21 protein-coding genes are annotated in these 18,891 nt (G+C 71.9%); 11 read left to right on the forward strand and 10 right to left on the reverse strand.

Features of this window, described 5'->3' with window-relative positions; translation table 11 throughout:
* Positions 1 to 14 precede the first annotated feature (14 nt).
* Complete coding sequence (locus ASC77_RS19195; RefSeq protein WP_082575032.1) at positions 15 to 392, forward strand: TOBE domain-containing protein; 378 nt, start codon at positions 15 to 17, stop codon at positions 390 to 392.
* Between the two features lie 10 nt (positions 393 to 402).
* Here the strand turns inward: ASC77_RS19195 and ASC77_RS19200 are convergent, their stop codons facing one another.
* On the reverse strand, positions 403 to 1,374 hold the full coding sequence (locus ASC77_RS19200; RefSeq protein WP_056156745.1) for a pirin family protein: 972 nt from the start codon (positions 1,372 to 1,374) through the stop codon (positions 403 to 405).
* A 14-nt stretch (positions 1,375 to 1,388) separates the two neighbouring features.
* Entirely contained in the window at positions 1,389 to 3,749 is a 2,361-nt protein-coding gene (locus ASC77_RS19205) for an FdhF/YdeP family oxidoreductase (protein WP_056156747.1), read from the reverse strand.
* Between the two features lie 157 nt (positions 3,750 to 3,906).
* On the opposite strand from ASC77_RS19205, the gene ASC77_RS19210 reads away from it, so the two are divergent.
* Both ASC77_RS19210 and ASC77_RS19215 read left to right on the forward strand, forming a co-directional pair.
* Entirely contained in the window at positions 3,907 to 4,755 is an 849-nt protein-coding gene (locus tag ASC77_RS19210) for a hypothetical protein (protein WP_056793487.1), read from the forward strand.
* Between the two features lie 30 nt (positions 4,756 to 4,785).
* Complete coding sequence (locus ASC77_RS19215) at positions 4,786 to 5,253, forward strand: nitroreductase family deazaflavin-dependent oxidoreductase (protein ID WP_056156750.1); 468 nt, start codon at positions 4,786 to 4,788, stop codon at positions 5,251 to 5,253.
* A 50-nt stretch (positions 5,254 to 5,303) separates the two neighbouring features.
* Here the strand turns inward: ASC77_RS19215 and ASC77_RS19220 are convergent, their stop codons facing one another.
* A complete protein-coding gene (locus ASC77_RS19220; protein ID WP_056157221.1) occupies positions 5,304 to 6,506 on the reverse strand; it encodes a homogentisate 1,2-dioxygenase in 1,203 nt (400 codons plus the stop codon).
* Positions 6,507 to 6,575: 69 nt separating this feature from the next.
* On the opposite strand from ASC77_RS19220, the gene ASC77_RS19225 reads away from it, so the two are divergent.
* Genes ASC77_RS19225 through ASC77_RS19250 form a run of 6 tightly spaced genes read left to right on the forward strand, consistent with a single transcriptional unit; the run spans position 6,576 to position 11,901 of the window.
* Positions 6,576 to 7,421 carry a hypothetical protein gene (locus ASC77_RS19225; protein WP_082575038.1) on the forward strand — a complete coding sequence of 282 codons (846 nt, stop codon included), beginning with the start codon at positions 6,576 to 6,578 and terminating at the stop codon, positions 7,419 to 7,421.
* Positions 7,418 to 8,518 (forward strand): fumarylacetoacetate hydrolase family protein, encoded by a 1,101-nt coding sequence (locus tag ASC77_RS19230; RefSeq protein ID WP_056156754.1) that lies wholly within the window; start codon positions 7,418 to 7,420, stop codon positions 8,516 to 8,518. The genes ASC77_RS19225 and ASC77_RS19230 overlap by 4 nt, the downstream gene beginning before the upstream one ends.
* A 36-nt stretch (positions 8,519 to 8,554) precedes the next feature.
* Positions 8,555 to 8,902 (forward strand): hypothetical protein, encoded by a 348-nt coding sequence (locus ASC77_RS19235; protein WP_056156755.1) that lies wholly within the window; start codon positions 8,555 to 8,557, stop codon positions 8,900 to 8,902.
* Between the two features lie 40 nt (positions 8,903 to 8,942).
* Positions 8,943 to 10,202, forward strand: coding sequence for a GNAT family N-acetyltransferase (locus ASC77_RS19240; protein WP_056793489.1), 1,260 nt, complete (start codon positions 8,943 to 8,945; stop codon positions 10,200 to 10,202).
* Positions 10,203 to 10,224: 22 nt separating this feature from the next.
* Positions 10,225 to 11,169 carry a metallophosphoesterase gene (locus tag ASC77_RS19245; RefSeq protein ID WP_056156759.1) on the forward strand — a complete coding sequence of 315 codons (945 nt, stop codon included), beginning with the start codon at positions 10,225 to 10,227 and terminating at the stop codon, positions 11,167 to 11,169.
* 6 nt (positions 11,170 to 11,175) lie between these two features.
* Positions 11,176 to 11,901 carry a ZIP family metal transporter gene (locus ASC77_RS19250; RefSeq protein ID WP_056156761.1) on the forward strand — a complete coding sequence of 242 codons (726 nt, stop codon included), beginning with the start codon at positions 11,176 to 11,178 and terminating at the stop codon, positions 11,899 to 11,901.
* On the opposite strand, the gene ASC77_RS27810 is transcribed toward ASC77_RS19250, so the two are convergent.
* Positions 11,902 to 12,612: an acyltransferase gene (locus ASC77_RS27810; RefSeq protein WP_321163708.1), complete on the reverse strand. Its 711-nt coding sequence runs from the start codon at positions 12,610 to 12,612 to the stop codon at positions 11,902 to 11,904.
* A gap of 258 nt (positions 12,613 to 12,870) precedes the next feature.
* Here ASC77_RS27810 and ASC77_RS19260 point away from each other — a divergent pair, with 258 nt between their 5' ends.
* Both ASC77_RS19260 and ASC77_RS19265 read left to right on the forward strand, forming a co-directional pair.
* A complete protein-coding gene (locus ASC77_RS19260) occupies positions 12,871 to 13,548 on the forward strand; it encodes a CHAP domain-containing protein (RefSeq protein WP_056156763.1) in 678 nt (225 codons plus the stop codon).
* 17 nt (positions 13,549 to 13,565) lie between these two features.
* Positions 13,566 to 14,726 carry an alpha-hydroxy-acid oxidizing protein gene (locus ASC77_RS19265; RefSeq protein WP_056156765.1) on the forward strand — a complete coding sequence of 387 codons (1,161 nt, stop codon included), beginning with the start codon at positions 13,566 to 13,568 and terminating at the stop codon, positions 14,724 to 14,726.
* A 99-nt stretch (positions 14,727 to 14,825) separates the two neighbouring features.
* Here ASC77_RS19265 and ASC77_RS26785 read toward each other — a convergent pair whose 3' ends face one another.
* From ASC77_RS26785 to ASC77_RS19290, 6 genes are all read right to left on the reverse strand, one after another.
* Positions 14,826 to 14,978 (reverse strand): hypothetical protein, encoded by a 153-nt coding sequence (locus ASC77_RS26785; RefSeq protein ID WP_156391192.1) that lies wholly within the window; start codon positions 14,976 to 14,978, stop codon positions 14,826 to 14,828.
* A 21-nt stretch (positions 14,979 to 14,999) separates the two neighbouring features.
* Entirely contained in the window at positions 15,000 to 15,242 is a 243-nt protein-coding gene (locus tag ASC77_RS19270) for a DUF6458 family protein (protein WP_056157226.1), read from the reverse strand.
* Between the two features lie 88 nt (positions 15,243 to 15,330).
* Positions 15,331 to 16,281, reverse strand: coding sequence for a VOC family protein (locus ASC77_RS19275; protein WP_056156767.1), 951 nt, complete (start codon positions 16,279 to 16,281; stop codon positions 15,331 to 15,333).
* On the reverse strand, positions 16,278 to 17,342 hold the full coding sequence (locus ASC77_RS19280) for a 4-oxalomesaconate tautomerase (protein WP_056156769.1): 1,065 nt from the start codon (positions 17,340 to 17,342) through the stop codon (positions 16,278 to 16,280). The genes ASC77_RS19275 and ASC77_RS19280 overlap by 4 nt, the downstream gene beginning before the upstream one ends.
* Positions 17,339 to 18,031, reverse strand: coding sequence for a 4-carboxy-4-hydroxy-2-oxoadipate aldolase/oxaloacetate decarboxylase (locus ASC77_RS19285; protein ID WP_056156772.1), 693 nt, complete (start codon positions 18,029 to 18,031; stop codon positions 17,339 to 17,341). The genes ASC77_RS19280 and ASC77_RS19285 overlap by 4 nt, the downstream gene beginning before the upstream one ends.
* Positions 18,028 to 18,891 (reverse strand): ABC transporter ATP-binding protein, encoded by an 864-nt coding sequence (locus ASC77_RS19290; protein ID WP_056156774.1) that lies wholly within the window; start codon positions 18,889 to 18,891, stop codon positions 18,028 to 18,030. The genes ASC77_RS19285 and ASC77_RS19290 overlap by 4 nt, the downstream gene beginning before the upstream one ends.

An 18,891-nucleotide genomic window follows, 5' to 3' on the forward strand; every position in this document is an offset into this window, starting at 1 on the left:
ACTATCGTGCTCGCGTGACGGCTTACCTGCGGATCGGCGAGGTCGCCCAGGCCGTGGGCGTCAGCGTCGACACCCTGCGCCGCTGGGAGGCGGACGGCCGGGTCACGTTCGAGCGTCGCGGCAACCAGCGCGTGCTCGCGGCCGACCGGCTCGGTGACCTGATCGCCTCGACCGCCAGCTCCGAGCGCTCCTCGAGCGCCCGCAACAGGTTCACCGGCGTCGTGGTGTCGGTCGTGCGCGACGGCGTGATGGCCAAGGTCGAGCTGCAGTGCGGCGACTTCCGCGTCGTGTCGCTGATGAGCCGCGACTCCGCCGACGAGCTCGGCCTCGAGCCAGGCGTCGCCGCCACGGCCGTCGTGAAGTCGACCAACGTCATCGTCGAGACGTCCTGAGGTCCGAGCGTCAGCGCCGTTCCTTCAGGCGGGCGTTGGGCAGCGGCGGCGCCGGGATCGGCGGGCGCTCGTCTCCGACCGGGATGCCGAACCACCCGTCGGTGAGCCGGCCGTCGACGATCTGGTCCTGCCACGCGGTGCGCCACTCGACGACCTCCTCGTGGGTCCGGGCGACGATGTTCCACCACATCACGATGCTCTCGCCGAAGGGCGGCCCGCCGAGGAGCAGCAGCCGCACCGGCTCGTCGTACGCCGTGAGCTCGAGCGTCGCGGTGCCGGGAGGCACGTAGGCGAGGTCGTGCCGCTCGGCCTCGGTGCCGGCCACCGTCAGCACGCCGGTGTCCACGAGGACGCCGTGCTCGAAGGTCGGGTCGACGTCCAGCACCAGGCGGGCGCCCGGCTCGAGCAGGAGCTCGGCGCCGAGCAGGGGCGTGTACGTCGCGACCGGCGACGACTCGCCCAGCAGCGAGCCGAGGAAGACCCGCGCCTCGTAGCCGTCCCCCATGACCGGCTCGGGAGCGTGGTGCGCGAAGTCGGGATCGACGAAGCGCGAGGCGTCGGGCAGCGCCACCCACAGCTGCGCGCCGTGCAGGGTCGTGGTCGACGGCGGCGAGACCTCGGAGTGGCTGATGCCGCGCCCCGCTGTCATCAGGTTGACCTCGCCGGGCCTCACCATCGCGTGGTGGCCGGCGCTGTCGCGGTGCTCGACCTCGCCGGTGAAGAGCCAGCTCACGGTCTGCAGCCCGGTGTGCGGGTGCGGCGGCACGACCATGCCGCCGGTGGCGGCGACCTCGTCGGGGCCGTAGTGGTCGACGAAGCACCAGGCGCCGATCAGCGAGCGCTCGCGCTGCGGCAGCGTCCGCCGCACCCGCATCGCCCGCGGACCGCCGAGCGGGACGTCTCGCGGCGTCATGATCTCGACGCCCGCCGCGGGCGCCGTACGGCAGTCGAGCTCCGGTGGCTTCTCCTCGAGGTTGCTCACGCCCCCATTGTGGATCAGCTCAGGTGCTCCGGCTCCACGGTGCGCTTCTTGTCGCCGCCCGAGACGTGGCCCGCGTCGCTGCCCTCGACGCCCTGCCCACCGGTCGGCGGCTCGAGGCGGACGATGACCGACTTCGAGGTCGGGCAGTTGCTGCCGATCGCCGTGGAGCCCAGAGGGACCAGGGGATTCGTCTCGGGGTAGTACGCCGCCGCGCAGCCACGAGGCTGCTCGTAGGGCACCACCCGGAACTGCGGCGCCCGGCGCTCCGAGCCGTCCGACCACTCGCTGACGAGGTCGACGACCGACCCGTCCTCGAGCCCGAGCGCCGTGATGTCGTCCGGGTGCACGAACACCACGCGCCGTCCGTTGTGGATGCCGCGGTAGCGGTCGTCGAGGCCGTAGATCGTGGTGTTGAACTGGTCGTGCGAGCGCAGCGTCTGCAGCAGCAGCCGGCCCTCGGGGACGTGAAGGACGTCGGTCGGGCTGGTCGTGAACATCGCCTTGCCGGCCTCGGTCTTGAACGTCCGCGAGTCACGCGGCGGGTGCGGCAGCACGAAGCCGCCCGGCTGGCTGACCTTCTCGTCGTACGCCGCACAGCCCGGCACGACCCGCGCGATCCGGTGCCGGATCTCGGTGTAGTCGGAGCGGAACGCGTCCCACGGGATGCCGTGCCGGTCGCCGAGGGTCGCGATCGCGAGCGAGCAGACGATGTCGACCTCGGACTTCAAGTACGGCGAGGCCGGCTTCAGCGGCCCGTGCGAGGCGTGCACGGCCGACATCGAGTCCTCGACCGTCACGCGCTGCAGCCGGCCACCGGTCAGGTCGCGCTCGCTGCGCCCCATCGCCGGCAGGATCAGGGCCTCCCGGCCGGTGACGACGTGCGACCGGTTGAGCTTGGTGGAGACGTGGACGGTCAGGTCCGCGTTGCGCATCGCCTGCTCGGTGACCTCGGTGTCGGGCGCGGCCGAGACGAAGTTGCCGCCCATCCCGATGAACACCTTGGCGTTGCCGTCGCGCAGCGCCTCGATCGCCTTGACCGTGTCGTAGCCGTGCTCGCGGGGCGGGTCGAAGCCGAACTCCTGCTGGAGCGCGTCGAGGAAGTGCGACGGCGGCTTCTCCCAGATGCCCATCGTCCGGTCGCCCTGGACGTTGGAGTGGCCGCGCACGGGGCACAGGCCGGCGCCCGGCTTGCCGATGTTGCCCTGCAGCAGCGCGACGTTGACGATCTCCTTGACGGTGGCGACCGCGTTGCGGTGCTGGGTGATGCCCATCGCCCAGCAGACGACGGTCGCGTCGGACTCCTGGAACATCCGGGCCGCGGCCACGACCTCGGACCGGTCGAGGCCCGTCGCCCGGCCTACGGCGTCCCAGTCGAGCTCGCGCGCGGCCGTCGCCCACTCCTCGAAGCCGGCGGTGTGGTCGCGGACGAACTCGTGGTCGAGGGCGTCCCACTCGAGCAGCAGCGCGCCGATCGCCTGGAAGAGCGCGAGGTCGCCGTTGACGCGCACCGGCAGGTGCAGGTCGGCCAGCCCGGTGCCCGCTCCGGCCCAGCCGCGCACCTTCTGCGGGTTCTTGAAGCGCACCAGCCCCGCCTCGCGGAGCGGGTTGATCGCGATGATCCGGGCACCGTTCTGCTTGGCGATCTCGAGCGCGCTCAGCATCCGCGGGTGGTTGGTCCCGGGGTTCTGGCCCGCGATCACGATCAGCTTCGACCGGTGGATGTCCTCGAGGCTGACCGAGCCCTTGCCGATGCCGATCGCCTCCGCGAGCGCGACCGACGTCGACTCGTGGCACATGTTGGAGCAGTCCGGGAGGTTGTTGGTCCCGAAGGCACGGGCGAAGAGCTGGTAGGCGAACGCGGCCTCGTTCGAGGTCTTGCCTGAGGTGTAGAACACCGCCTCGTCGGGAGACGCCAGCCCCTTCAGCAGCCCGCCCATCAGGTCGAACGCCTGCTCCCACGCGATGGGCTCGTAGTGCGTGGACCCGGACCGGAGCACCATCGGCTCGGTGATCCGGCCCTGCTGGCCCAGCCAATAGTCCGTCTTGTCGCGGAGGTCGTCGATCGAGTGCTCGAGGAAGAACGCCCGGTCGACGCGGCGTCGGGTCGCCTCCTCGGTGACGGCCTTGGCGCCGTTCTCGCAGAACTCGGCGGTGTGCCGGTGGCTCGGGTCGGGGTCGGGCCAGGCACAGCCCTGGCAGTCGAAGCCGTCGGCCTGGTTGAGCCGCAGCAGGGTCTGCGCCGTACGCCGCACGCCCATCTGCTCGACCGCGAGCTTCATCGAGATCGCGACGGCGGTCGCGCCCGCCGCCGCCTGCTTGGGCCTCTCGATCTCGAGGTGGCTCTCGTCGATGTCGTGCTTCGGTGCCTTCCTCATGTCCCCATCCTGCCGCGTGCCGTCATGCCGCAGTGGTACCCACCACTCCGGCAAGGGATGTGCCAGCCGCAATAGTCCGGCCCGGCCCTGTCCGCGAACGCCTGGATCCCGCTAGGTTGCAGGGGTCTGCCGCTCAAGCGACGAACGAGGAGCCTTCATGTCCACGAACGAACCCCCTCCCGAGCAGCCCGCACCGCCGCCGTCGGGCGAGTACGGCGAGGCTCCCCCGCCGCCCCCACCGCCGACCGGTGGGTACGGGCAGGTGCCGCCGCCCCCTCCGCCCGCACCTCCGGGTGGCACTGGCGGCTACAGCGTCGGGAACGCCTTCTCCTACGGCTGGACGAAGTTCACCCAGAACGTCGGGCAGATCCTGATCGCCGTCCTCGTGCTGGTCGGCGTCCTGATCGTCATCCAGGCCATCGGGTTCTTCCTGGGGCGCGCGGCCGCCTGCGACCCGCAGCTCACCTACAACTCCTCCACCGGTGAGACCCACCTGGACACGTGCAACGGCGGGATCTTCGTCGTCCAGAACATCATCAGCTGGATCTTCAGCCTGATCTCGTGGGTCATCTCGATGATCATCGGCGCCGGCATCGTGCGGGCCGCCCTGGACATCACGGAGGGCAAGGAGCTGGACCCGAAGACGATCCTCACTCCGACCAAGCTCCCCGAGGTGATCGTCGCGTCCCTGCTGATCGGCGTCGCGACGTTCGTCGGCTTCATCCTCTGCGTGATCCCGGGTCTCCTGATCATGTTCTTCACGTCGTACACGCTCTACTTCCTGATGGACAAGCAGGAGCTCGGGGCGATCGATGCGATCAGGGCCAGCTTCGAGTTCACGAAGAACAACGCCGGCAACGTGATCCTGTGGTTCCTCCTCAGCGTGGTGGCGTGGCTGGTCGGTGCCTGCCTCTGCGGGATCGGCCTGATCGTGGCCGTCCCGGTGATCCTCATCGGCACGGCGTACACGTACAAGACGCTCAACAACGAGCCGGTCGCGGCGTGACCCCGGCGCCGGTCCGGTAGTTAGCGGCGCATGGGAGTCCTCACGCCACTCGCGATCCGGATCGGCGCCATCCCCTGGATGCCGAAGCTGCTGCCGCAGATCGTCTGGACCGACCGCGGGCTGCAGCGGCTGACCCGGGGGCGGATCTCGATCCTCGACGTCGCCGGGCTGCCGAACCTGGTCCTCACCGTCGTCGGCCGCAAGAGCGGGCTGCCGCGCAGCACGCCGCTCCTGTGCGTGCCCGACCACGGCACCTGGCTGATCGCGGGTTCCTACTTCGGTGGTCCCGACATGCCGGTCTGGGTCGGCAACCTGCGTGCGGCCGGCGAGGCCGAGATCGCGTACGACGGGCAGCACGTGCCCGTCACCGCGCAGGAGCTGGCCGACGACGACCGGGCCGCGGCCTGGCAGGTGATGCTGCGGACCTGGCCGAACTTCGCCAGGTACGAGGAGCGCACCGACCGGCTGATCCCGGTCTTCCGGCTCACCACACGCTGAGTCGGTGGTGGTTTCGAGGCTCGCTCCGCTCGCACCTCAACCACCGTTCCTCAGCTGTTCGAGAACACCGCCGGGTCGTCCGGGCCCCGTCCCGCCCACGTCCACGCGTACGCCGGGTCCTCGACGGCCAGCCCGCCCTCGCCGAGGTCGAGCGGGGCGAAGGTGTCGACCATGACGGCCGACTCGTCGAAGTAGTCGGCGCCCAGCGAGGCCTCGATCGCGGACGGCTGCGGACCGTGCGCGTAGCCGCCGGGGTGCAGCGAGATGGAGCCGAGCCCGATGCCGGATCCCTTGCGGGCCTCGTAGTCGCCGCCGACGTAGAACATCACCTCGTCGCTGTCGACGTTGGAGTGGTAGTAGGGCACCGGGATCGACAGCGGGTGGTAGTCGACCTTGCGCGGCAGGAAGTTGCAGACCACGAAGTTGTGGCCCTCGAAGACCTGGTGCACCGGCGGCGGCTGGTGCACCTTGCCGGTGATCGGCATGTAGTCCTCGATGTTGAACGTGTACGGGTAGAGGCAGCCGTCCCAGCCGACGACGTCGAACGGGTGCGTCGCGTAGGTCATCCGGGTGCCGACGATCCCGGCGCTGGTGCGGTGCTTGACGAGCACCTCGACATCGGCGCCGTCCTGGAGGAAGGGCTCGGTCGGTCCGTGCAGGTCGCGCTCGCAGTACGGCGCGTGCTCGAGCAGCTGGCCGTAGCGCGAGAGGTAGCGCTTCGGCGGCGCGACGTGGCTGTTGGCCTCGATCGCGTACAGCCGGCTCGGCTCGGACGGCAGCCACCGGTGCGTCGTCGCGCGCGGCACGATCACGTAGTCGCCGGCGCGGTAGGCGATCACGCCGAAGACGGTCTCGACGACGCCCGACCCGGACTCGACGTACACGCACTCGTCGCCGATCGCGTTGCGGTAGTACGGCGACGCCTCGGTGCCGGTCACGACGTAGGAGATCCGCACGTCGTTGTTGCCCAGCACGAGGCGCCGGTCGTTCACGGCATCCGTCCCGGTCGTGAGCTCGTGCAGCTTGAGGTGTCGTGGCTTCAGCGGGTGGTTCGGCGTCCGGCTCTGGTCCGGAAGCTCCCAGACCTCGCTGGCGACGATCGCCGAGGGCACCCCGCGGTGGTAGAGCAACGACGAGTCGGAGGAGAAGCCCTCCTCCCCCATCAGCTCCTCGTAGTAGAGGTGCCCGTCGGGGTCGCGGTGCTGGGTGTGCCGCTTCGGCGGCACCGAGCCGAGGCATCGGTAGTGGGCCATCAGGATCTCCATGTGTCCGATAATCGAACGTTGTCGTCCGATATCTGATCTCTGGCTAGAGTAGCCAGGGTGTCAACGGAACCACTCCCAGCCACCTGGCGCGGCCTCGTCGACGACGCCGCCATCTTCCCCCCGGGCGACGCTCCCCTGCACGACGCCGCGGCCGAGCACGCCGCCCGACGGCACGCGCCGTACGCCGACCTGGTCGGCACGTTCGTCGCCCGCGACACCGACATCCCGCTGCTGCGCGGCACGCCGCTCGCGCTGTCCGTCGTGGTGACCGGCGGCGCGGGCCAGGTCGCCGGCGCGGCCGGGCTGGGCCGCAAGCTCCACGTCGCCGTCGAGGGCCTCGAGATCGCGCTGCGCGACCCCGCCGACCCGGTGGGCGCCGCCCGTCGCGTCGTCGCCGCCGTCGACGCGGCCCGGGCCGAGGGCGTCCTCGACGACCACGTGCCGGTCTTCGTGGAGATCCCCGCGTCGTGCCCGGAGCCGCTGTGGCTCGCGGCCGCCGACGAGGTCGCGGCCGCCGAGCACCGGCTCAAGCTCCGCACCGGCGGGCTGGAGGCACATGCCTTCCCGACCGCCGCGACCCTGGCCGGCTGGATCGACGCGGCGCTCGACCGCGAGACGCCGTTCAAGTGCACGGCCGGCCTGCACCGCGCGGTCCGTCACACCGGCGACGACGGGTTCGAGCACCACGGCTTCCTCAACGTCCTCGTCGCCACTCGGCACGCCTTCGACGGCAGCACCCCCGCCGAGGTGGCCGACGTCCTCGACGAGCGCGAGCCCGCCGTGGTCGTGGAGACCGCGCGCGACCTCGACCTCGCGGGTGCGCGCCGGTGGTTCACGTCGTTCGGCTCGTGCTCGGTCAGCGAGCCGCTCGAGGACCTGCTCCAACTGGGCCTGGTCGGATGAGCGGCTTCGGGCTCGACCACCTGCCGTACGGCGTCTTCTCGCACCTCGGGGACACGCCCCGGGTCGGCGTCCGCCTCGACGACACGGTGCTCGACCTCGCCGCCGCGACCGGTCGGCCGGAGCTGGCGACGTCCTCCCTCAACGCGTTCCTGGCCCTCGGGCCCGAGGTCTGGACCGAGACCCGTGCCCAGGCCCGCGAGCTGCTCGAGGGCGGATCGCCGACGCTCCCCCTGGCGGACGTCACCCTCCACCTGCCGGTCGAGGTGGCGGACTACGTCGACTTCTACGCCTCCGAGCACCACGCGACCAACGTCGGCAGGATCTTCCGACCCGACGGCGACGCGCTGCTGCCGAACTGGAAGCACCTGCCCGTCGGCTACCACGGCCGCGCCGGGACCGTCGTCCCGTCCGGCACGCCGGTCGTGCGACCGAGCGGCCAGCGGCCGGGCGGCGTCTTCGGCGCCTCGGCACGTCTCGACATCGAGGCCGAGCTCGGCTTCGTGGTCGGCGTCGGGTCCCGGCTCGGGACCCCCGTGCCCCACGACGCGTTCGCCGACCACGTCTTCGGCGTCGTCGGCCTCAACGACTGGTCGGCGCGCGACATCCAGGCCTGGGAGTACGTGCCGCTCGGTCCGTTCCTCGGCAAGTCGTTCGCGACGTCGATCTCGCACTGGGTGACTCCGCTCGAGGCACTGGAGGCCGCCTGGGTGGACCTGCCCGGTCAGGATCCGGAGCCCTTGCCCTACCTGGGTCCTGGCGCCACTCGCGGTCTCGACATCGACGTGGAGATCGAGGTCGACGGCGTGGTCGTCAGCCGGCCGTCGTACCGCGACATGTACTGGTCGCCGGCCCAGATGCTCGCGCACCTCACCGTCAACGGCGCGTCCCTGCGCACCGGTGACCTCTACGGGTCCGGGACGATCAGCGGGCCCGATGCCGACCAGCGCGGGTCACTGCTGGAGATCGGCTGGGGCGACGAGTCGGCGTTCCTGGCCGACGGCGCCGAGGTGGTGCTGCGCTACTCGGCACCCGGCACCGGTGGCGGACGGATCACCCTCGGCGAGGTCGTCGGCCGGATCGAGCCCGCGCGAGGCTAGGGGTTAGCGCACCGCGGTCCGGGGCAGACCGGAGCCATGAGTGATCGCACCAACGCCGGCAACCTGGTCGGTGGCCTTGTCGTCGGCGGGGTCGTGGCCATCGGTCTCGGCGCCCTGATCGCCTCGGTGGAGTGGCCGCACGAGTCGGTCTACAACGACGACTCCGGCAGCGCCGTGCTGGCCTACCTCGGGCTGCTGATCATCGGTCTCGGCCAGCTCGCCCTCTTCGCCGCGGTCGTCGCCTGGGCGGTGACCGTCGGCATCAGGTGGTCCGGGCTGCACGAGGCGATCGAGCGCTCGGCCCGTCCTGCCGGAGGACTGTCCGGCGTCGAGCCGCTCGGACCGGTCGGCGACCGCACCTACCTCGACGAGGACGGCCGCTAAACCGGTTGTGGCGGCCACCCAGCGGCGGTTGGCTGAGGGCATGAGCGACATCCGTGTGGAGGTGGCCTCCGACGCCGACCGCTACCTCGCGACCGACCAGACGGTGTGGTTCGCCGAGGTGCCGGCGGCCAGCACCGAGGAGCAGCTGATCGGGCTGCCGGTCGACCAGCGCTTCGCGGTCGACCTCGAGGGCGCCGACCCGACGACGTACCCCGGGATCTACGGCGTCTTCCCGATGACGCTCTCGATCCCCGGCCCGCAGGACGCGACGCGCCAGGTCCCGTGCGCGGGGCTCACCTGGGTCGGCGTACACCCCGACCACCGACGTCGCGGCATCCTGACGGCGATGCTGCGCCATCACTTCGAGCAGGTCCACGCGGAGCCCGGCACGCACGTCTCCGCCCTGCACGCGAGCGAGCCGGCGATCTACGGCCGCCACGGCTACGGCCTCGCGTCCCTGGAGCTCACGGTCACCCTGTCGCGGGGCGCGACCCTGACCGCGCCCCACCTGGACGACGCCGCGGACGGGATCACGACCCAGCTGGCGACCGTGACGGACCCGGGCATGCCCGCGCGCGTGCGCGAGGTCCATCTCGCGAACGCCGAGCTCGGCGCCATCATCGGCGCGCAGGGCTACTACGAGCGCGTCTGCCAGCAGCTCCCGGAGAACCTCCGGGGCAAGGAGCCGTGGCGGGTGCTCTTCGCCCGCCGCGACGGCGTCGACGTCGGGTTCACCGCCTTCCGGCGCAACGAGAAGTGGACGCACTCGCGCCCCGACAGCACCCTCGAGGCCTGGGTGGTCGTCGGCGATCCCGCCACCCGGCTCGCGCTCGTACGACGGCTGCTCGACTTCGACCTGGTCTCGACCGTCAAGCTCGGCAACGTCGCCGCCGACGACGCCCTGATCCACTGGGCCGGCGGCCCGCGCGCGACCGGCGGCGTCGAGACCTACGACGGCCTGTGGGTCCGGCTCGTCGACCTGCCGGAGGCGCTCATGGACCGCTCCTGGAGCGCGCCCTGCGACGTGGTGGTCGAGGTCGCCGACCGGTCGGCGCCCTGGAACGAGGGTCGGTGGCGGATCCACGCCGACGCCTCGGGCGCGGCCACGGTCGAGCGGACCGAGGCCGACGCCGACGTCCGGCTCCCGGTGCAGGCGCTGGGCAGCGCCTACCTGGGCGGGGCCAACCTGCTCGGCCTGGCTCGTGCCGGGCTGGTCAGCGAGCAGCGACCCGGCGCGGCCCGCGAGCTCTGGCGCGCGCTGCGCTCGGACGTCACCCCGGTGTCCGCCGTCGGCTTCTGACCCGTCCCGGTAGCGTGTCGACGTGCAGTTCGGTCAGTACCCCGCGCCCCGCCACACGATCGCGCACCTCAGCGACCCGCACCTGCTGGCCGCCGGGGAGCGCCAGTACGGCGTGATCGACACCGAGGTCGGCCTGGCCCTGGCGCTCGCCCGGATCGCCCGCCTCGACCCGCTCCCCCAGGCCCTGGTCTTCACCGGCGACCTCGCCGACAAGGCCGAGCCGGCGGCGTACGCCCGCCTCCGCGAGCTCGTCGAGCCGATCGCCGCGGAGATGGGCGCCCAGGTGGTCTGGGTGATGGGCAACCACGACGAGCGCGCGACGTACGCCGCGGAGCTCTTCGACGAGTCCTCCGCGTCGGGCGAGGAGCGCACCCAGGACCGGGTGCACGACGTCGACGGCCTGCGGATCATCTCGCTCGACACCAGCGTGCCGGGCTACCACCACGGCGAGATCACCGAGGCCCAGCTCGCGTGGCTCGCTGACGAGCTCGCCACCCCGGCCCCGCACGGCACCCTGCTCGCGCTGCACCACCCGCCGATCCCGATCCCGATGATGCCCGCCGCCGAGGTGATCGAGCTGCTCGACCAGGCGCGGCTCGCCGAGGTGCTCGAGGGCACCGACGTGCGCTGCATCCTGGGCGGGCACTTCCACTACTCGACGTACTCCACGTTCGCCGGCATCCCGGTGTCCGTCGCCTCAGCGACCTGCTACACCTCCGACCCGGCGCCGCTCGCGCGGTTCGTGTCCGGCGTCGACGGCCACCAGGCGATGACGATGGTGCACCTGTACGACGACCGCATCGTGCACACCGTCGTCCCGGCCGACGAGGCACCCGAGGTGAGCGGCTTCCCGTCCGACGTGCGAGCACAGGTCGAGGCGCTCTCCCCCGAGGACCGACGGGAGCTGCTGTCCCGCAAGGACTCCCCGATCTACACCGGCGAGATGCAGGTCCCCGGACAGGTCTGACGGGTCATGGGGGCCGCACTCTTCTGGGGCCTGTTCTCCTCGGCCGCACTGTTCCTCGGCCAGCTGCTCGCGAAGCCGCTCGGACGGTCCGAGCGCGCGATCGGGCTGATGATGGGCTTCGGCGGCGGCACCCTGCTCGCCGCCGTCGCCTACGAGCTGATCCCCGAGAGCACCCTCACCGACGGCTGGCAGATCTGCGGGTGCGCGCTCGTCGGAGCGCTCGTCTACTACGTCGGCGACCGGCTCGTCGACAACGGCGGCGGTGCCGCGCGGGTGTCGGTCGCGGCCGGCAGGGGCGAGGGCGGCTCGGGGATGGCGATGTTCCTCGGGGCGCTGCTCGACGGCATCCCGGAGGCCTTCATCCTCGGTCTCGGGCTGGCCCTCGGCGGCGAGATCAGCGTGGCGTTCCTGGCCGCCATCTTCGTCTCCAACATCCCGCAGGGACTCGCCGGCACCACCAGCCTCCAGGAGGCGGGCACGCCGGATCGACGCATCACCGTGATGTGGACCCTGCTGACGATCGCCTGCGGCCTCGCGTCGTGGCTCGGCTACGTGATGGCCGACCACCTCAACCACGTCGGCACCTATGCGAGTGCGTTCGCCGGTGGTGCCGTGCTGATGATGCTCGCGGACTCGATGATCCCGGAGTCCTACAAGCACGGCGGTCGCACCGTCGGTCTGCTGACCGTCGTCGGCTTCCTGGTCGCCGGGGTGCTGACCGTCCTGCAGTAGCTAGGCGGTCTCCTCGGCCTCTGCCTCGGCTGCTGCCGCTGCGGCCAGTCCGAACGGGCCGTGCAGCACGGGTCGTACGTCGCCCCGCGTGCCGACCCAGCCGACCCCGGGCTCGAGCCGCCGCAGCACCTTCGCGGGCGCGCCGCCGACGACGGTGTGGTCCTCGACCACACCGCGGACGACCGAGCCGGCGGCCACGACGACGTTCCGGCCGATCCGGGCACCCGGCAGGATGATCGCGCCGTGCCCGATCCAGGTGCCCGAGCCGATCTCGACCGGGTCGTGGGTGCCGAACTGCTCGCCGATCGGGAGCTCCGGGTCCTGGTAGCCGTGGCTCGCGTCGGACACGAAGATGTCCTGGCCGAACCAGACGCCGTCGCCGATCACGATCGACTCGTGCGCGATGATCGTGCAGCGGGCGCCGATCACGCTGCGGTCGCCGATCACCAGGGCCCGCTCCGGGGCGCGAGTGTCGAGGACGCCGTACCCGACCGCGAGGCTGACGTGCCGCCCGACCAGGGTGTCCTCGCCGATGTGGATCGAGCGCTGCCCCATCAGGGTCGCCATCGGGAAGCCGATGCTGCTTCCCCGTCCGAGGCTCCCGAACTGCTCCGCGGCGCGGGTCCCGGGGACGATCTGGCCGACCTTGTCGAGCCAGCGCGAGGACGCCAGCACCGCGCGGTTGAGGATTCGGTTCATCGGGCCGGTCACGACCGCGAGGCTAGCGGGTTCCGCCGTGGTTGTGGCGAAGACCACGTGCCTCGCCCCGCGTATATGCGTCAGGTCACGTCCGATTCGGGATAACAGGGCGGGTCGGCGTCGTTGGACCTCGTAGCGCCTGCGGTGGGTGATGGCCCGCCGCGCGCTCTCCCTCGCCAGGACCGCACGATCAGGTGTCGTTGTCAGGCCGCCGTACGGCCGCCGCTGGCCCGCCGATGAAGGAGTCAGCAGTTGTCATCGTCCCCGTCCATGCTCGACCGCGCCGCGAACGCGCCCCGCTGGGTCGTCGTCGTGCTCGCGGTGACGATCGTCGCGATCACGGCGGTCGTCGCCGGCCATCGTCACCTCACCCCGCTCCCCACGCCGGTGGCCGACGCCGTCCCGGCGCGTACGCCGGCCGCGGCAGCCGGGGCGTCGTCCGACGCACGTGAGCCGCTCGCGTCGCGCGACTTCGACCGCACCGCCACCCGCGAGGTCGAGCAGCGCGTCCGGCCGTCGATCCCGATCGTCCGCAAGCCGATCCCCACGGTGCCGGTGGCGAGCAGCGACGCCGCCGAGACGGTCGCTTCAGCCGAGGCCTCGACGTACAACATCCCGGGCCAGTGCCTCGGGTGGGCGCGCGAGCAGGCCGACATCCCGTCGCGCTACTCGACCGCGGCCACCGCCTGGGACCACGCCACGGGCCGGCACCCCCACGACGTCACCCCGCCGAAGGGCGCGGCGGTCTACTGGACCGGCGGCAGCGCCGGCGCCGGGCACATCGCGATCTCCGTCGGCCACGGCCGGGTGCGCTCCAGCGACGCCGGCGGCTCGGGTGTCGTCGCGACCATCTCGCTGAGCAGGCTGACCCGCGAGTGGCACCTGACGTACGTCGGGTGGGCCGACTCGATCAACGGCTACCGGATCCCGGGCGTCGCCCGCACCTGACTGCTTGGATGGGCCGCATGGCCAACTACTCCGACTTCCAGCTCGGGCTCTACTTCGCCGGCCTCGGCGGCGAGACGCCGGCGTACCCGCTCACCTTCGCCGGCCTCGAGGCCGCGGCGCAGGAGAAGATGGAGCACCGGCTGTGGGACTACGTCTCCGGCGGTGCGGGCGACGAGCACACGCAGCGCGGCAACGTCGCTGCCTTCGAGCGCTGGGGCATCCTGCCGCGGATGCTCTCCGGTGCCGCCGAGCGCGACCTGTCGGTCGACCTCTTCGGCCACCGGCTGCCGGCGCCGGTCTTCATGGCGCCGATCGGCGTGCTCGGCGTGATGACCGACGACGAGCACGGCGACGTGGCCACGGCTGCGGCAGCCGCGTCGTCCGGCGTGCCGATGGTGGCCTCGACCCTCATGCAGGACCCGATGGAGGACGTCGCCGCGGCGCTGGGCGACACCCCGGGCTTCTTCCAGCTCTACACGCCCAACGACCGCGAGCTCGCCGAGAGCTTCGTGCACCGCGCCGAGGCAGCCGGCTTCCGCGGCATCGTGGTCACGCTCGACACCTGGTCGCTCGGCTACCGGCCCCGCGACCTCCAGCACGCGACCTTCCCACAGCTGCGCGGCGCCTGCCTGGCCAACTACTTCACCGACCCCGTCTTCCGGTCCAAGCTCGAGAAGTCGCCCGAGGATGACTTGGGCGCGGCGGCGATCCAGTGGGCCTTCACGTTCGGCAACCCGGCCCTCACCTGGGACGACCTCGCCTGGCTGCGTGAGCTCACCGACCTGCCTCTGCTGCTCAAGGGGATCTGCCACCCCGACGACGTACGCCGGGCAAAGGACGCCGGCGTCGACGGCATCTACTGCTCCAACCACGGAGGTCGTCAGGCCGCCAGCGCACCGGCGCTCGACCTGCTGCCCGGGGTCGTCGACGCCGCCGAGGGGATGCCGGTGCTCTTCGACTCCGGCGTGCGCTCCGGCGTCGACGTCGTCAAGGCGCTCGCTCTCGGTGCGACGGCGGTCGGCATCGGCCGGCCGTACGGCTACGGCGCGGTCCTCGGCGGGACGGCCGGCGTCGAGTTCGTGCTCTCGTGCCTGCTCGCCGAGGCGGACCTGACCATGGGACTGAACGGCTACGCGTCGATCGCCGAGCTCACGCGCGACGTGCTGGTGCGCGTCTAGGTGCCGGCGGTCCCAACGCGGGGGGACGCGACAGGTGGGGACCGCCGGCACCTGCACATGTCGTGACCGGTCCGGAGCGTTACATCCCGGGTCGATCGGTCACCGGAAGGTGACCCGCCCGCACCCGGAGCACCCGAACTCCTCGGTCGCCACGCCGTCCTCGTGCCACACGGCCTGCAGCCGCCACGCGTGCTCGTGCAGGGGCGGCTCGGGACGCTCGGTGGCGCTCGGGACGGGCATCGTGACCGTCATGGGTGGACCTGTGCCCTCTCCTCAGAGGTCCGTGCGGGACTCACGGACGGTCTGGCTGCCGTCCGCCCGGGTCGTGGTCGCCCGCGTGTGCGACCCCTGACCACGACGGTTGAGGGTGACCGCGGTGAGGACCAGCGCGAGCACGCCCACAGCCGCGAGGATCCAGCCGACCATGGTCAGGTCCACGCCGGAGAGGGAGTCCTGGACGGCGAGCGCCAGGATCAGGCCGAGGGCAAGCAGGAAGACGCCGACGCCGTAACCCATGATGTTCTCCTTGTTCATCGCCCCCCGCGACACCGGGACAGTGACCGATCGCGGTCCGCGACAAACCTCCAGCGTGCTGGAGCGGCGATCAGCCGACGGGCGGCATCCCGTGGGTGTGGAACGTGGAGATCGTCTGCAGGCCCCAGGCCTGCCCCTTCTTGCGCTCCTCCTCGGTCCAGGTGACCATCGGCCAGTCGGGGGCGAGGACGAGGCGGGTGAGCGGGTTGCACAGCTCGATCCGGTTGCCGCCGGGCTCCCAGACGTAGAGGAAGAACGTCTGCTGGATCGCGTGCTTGTGCGGGCCGGTCTCGATGTGGACGCCCCGGTCGATGCACAGGTCGGCGGCGCGCAGGATGTCGTTGCGCTCGTCGGTCGCGAACGCGATGTGGTGCAGCCGCCCCTCGGTCCCGGTCCAGTCCTCGGTGTAGACGACGTCGTAGGACTTGTTGTTGAAGGTCATCCACCGCGCCGCGACCTTGCCGGAGTCGAGCTTGATCTGCTCGGTGGGCCGGCCGCCCAGCGTGTGCTCGATGAACTCGGCATTGGCGAGGACGTCGGCGGCCAGGTAGTTCACGTGGTCGAGGCGGCGTACGCCGACGCCGCGGTTGGGCCTGGCCTGCGGCTGGTTCTTCAGCGAGGGGCGCAGGTCGTCGGGCGCGACGTAGTACTCGGTGTCGTAGTAGAGGTCGAAGAGGTGACCGTCGGGGTCGGTGGTGCGGAAGGTGCGGCCGGCCCCGGCCTCGCCGTCGACCCACTCCCCCGCGCGGCCCGCCTCGATGCACGCGGCCGCCCGCCGCTCGAGGGCCTCGGGGCTCGAGGCTCGCAGTGCCATCCGGCGCAGGCCGTTGGTCTCGTGGGCGGTGACGACCAGGCTGGTCAGCTCGTAGTCGTCGAAGGTCCGCAGGTGCACCGAGCCACCGACGCGCTTCGTCTCGGTCAGGCCGAGGATCTCGGTGAAGAACCAGACGGTCCCGTCCAGGTCGGGCGTCAGCAGCTCCGCATGTCCGAGGTGGGCGATGTCGCCGCGTGCGGGGTTCACAGGATCTCCTCCAGGTCGGTCGGCCGGATCCGCTCGGGCCCGGGGTGGACGAACCCGTCCATGAGCAGGCGCGCGGTGCGGACCACCGAGGTGGCCGCGCCGTCGACGTTGACGTCGAGGAAGCCGGTCGGGTGCTCGATGCGCAGCGGGTCGCCGTCGGCGGGCAGGTCGGCGAGCCCGTGCGCGACGGAGCCCCCGGCCCGGAGGGCGGCGGCCACCGAGGCTGCGGCCAGCACGCCGATCGCCTGGTGCACGCGCTCCGGGATGAAGCTGCGGGTGAGCACGGCTCCACCGGCCGCTGGTGGCGCGACCAGCACGATCTTGGGCACGGTCATCGAGTCCAGGTCGCTGCCGAGACCCATCGCCTCGGCGGCCGCGGCGCGGATCCGGCGTACGGCGTGGAGCAGGGCGTCGTCGGCCTCGAGGTCCGCCGGGGACTCGGCGCCGGTCACGCCGAGGTCCTCGGCGCGGACGACCACGCACGGCATCCCGTTGTCGACGCAGGTGACGTCGTGATCGGCGAGGTGGTCCTGCTCGTGGCCGGTCGGGAAGAGCGGCTTGCCGGTCGGGACCGCGACGACCTCGACGGCCGCCGCGGTGCCGGGCACCCCCGTGACCTCCGTGTCGCCGGCGTAGGTGACCACGCCTCCCGGCGTCCGGACCCGCAGGGTCGCGAGGGCGCCGGTGTTGGCGAGCCGCACCCGCACCTCGGTGCTGCCGTCGGCGGCGGGCACGAGACCGCGCTCGATCGCGAACGGCCCGACGGCGGCGAGCATGTTCCCGCAGGTCTGCGAGGCGGAGACGCTGGGTCGGTCGACGGCGACCTGGAGGAAGAGGTAGTCGACGTCGACGTCCGGGTCGTCGGACGGGGACACGACCGCCACCTTGCTGGTGAGCGGGTGGGCGCCGCCCAGGCCGTCGATCTGGCGGGCGTCGGGACTGCCCATGATGCGCAGCAGCAGCGCGTCACGCCGGGCCGGGTCGGACGGCAGGTCGTCCGCCACGAAGACCGCGCCCTTGGACGTGCCGCCGCGCATCAGCGCACACCGGACGCCCGTCACCGACCCTCCCGCCACGGCTCGTAGGTGACGCCGAGCCGCTCGAGCAGCGGCCGCAGCCCGTAGCGGTCCAGGCCCAGCTCGCCCTCCTCGAAGGCCGCGCGGGTCGCGTCCTCCTTGGCCGCGCGGGCCGCTGCGGCGTCGACCGCCTCGCCGGTGCGGAGCCGGGGCACGCAGACGACGCCGTCATCGTCCGCGACGACCACGTCTCCGGGCTCGACCACCTGACCGCCGATGACGACAGGCAGGTTGACGCTGCCGGCGCTGGCCTTGACGGTGCCCTGCGGCGAGACGTGGCGCGACCAGGCCCCGAAGCCCATCTCCCGCAACGTCTCGGTGTCGCGCACTCCCGCGTCGATGACGACGCCGGGGACGCCACGGTGCCGCAGTGCGGTGGCGAAGAGGTCACCGAACATGCCGTGGCCGCTGGGCGTAACCGTCGCGACCACCAGGACGTCGCCCGGCCCGCACTGCTCGATGGCGGCGTGGATCATCAGGTTGTCGCCGGGCCAGCACAGCGCGGTGACCGCGCGCCCGGCGATGGTCAGGCCCTGCTGGACCGGACGCAGGTCGGGACCGAGGCTGCCGGTGCGTCCCAGCGCCTCGTGGATCGTCGCGACGCCGTACGACCGGAGCCGCTCGACGTGGTCGGCGTCGGGGTGGGGGACGTCCGTGACGATCACGGTCCTCACGCCGGCGCCTCACCGTCGGGCCGGTGGCCGCGCTTGGCCTGCTGGATCAGCTCGTAGACGTGGTGCCGCAGCTCCGCGAACCTCGGCGTCGACCGGGTCTCGAGCTGGTCGCGCTCGTCGGGGAGGTCGATCGCGACGTCCTCGAGGATCACGGTCGGCCGGTTCGAGAGCACCAGCACCCGCTGGCCGAGGTAGACCGCCTCGTCGATGTCGTGGGTGACGAAGAGGACGGTCACGCCGAGCCGCTTCCAGAGCGTGCGCACCAGGTCCTCCAGGTCGGCACGGGTCTGCGCGTCGACGGCGGCGAAGGGCTCGTCCATCAGCAGCACGGTCGGCTCGTAGGCGACCGCCCGCGCGATCGCGACCCGCTGCTGCATGCCGCCCGAGAGCTGCCAGGGGTGGGCGTCCTCGCTGTCGGTGAGCCCGACCGCAGCGAGCGCCTCGTCGACGAGGCGCCGGCGCTCGGCCCTCCTGAGCCCCTTCTCCTTCAGCGGCAGCTCGACGTTCTGGCGCACGGTCATCCAGGGGAAGAGGCTGCGCCCGTACTCCTGGAACACCACGGCCATGCCGGCCGGCGGGCTCGTGACCCGCTCGCCGTCGAGGACCACCTCGCCGTCGGTGATGCCGAGCAGGCCGGCGATGCAGCGCAGCAGCGTGGTCTTGCCTGCGCCCGACGGGCCGACGATGCAGACCAGGGAGCCGCGCTCGATGGAGAACGTGAGGTCGCGGACGGCCTCGACGCTGCGCCCCTGGCCGTCGTACACCTTCTTCAGGCCGCGTACGTCGAGGGCGAGGTCGGTCGCAGGGTCGGTCGCGGGGTCGGTCACGTCGGTGGCTCCTGGGATCTGGGTGCTGGTCAT

This window comes from Nocardioides sp. Root1257, from assembly GCF_001425175.1.
GTDB lineage: Bacteria > Actinomycetota > Actinomycetes > Propionibacteriales > Nocardioidaceae > Nocardioides.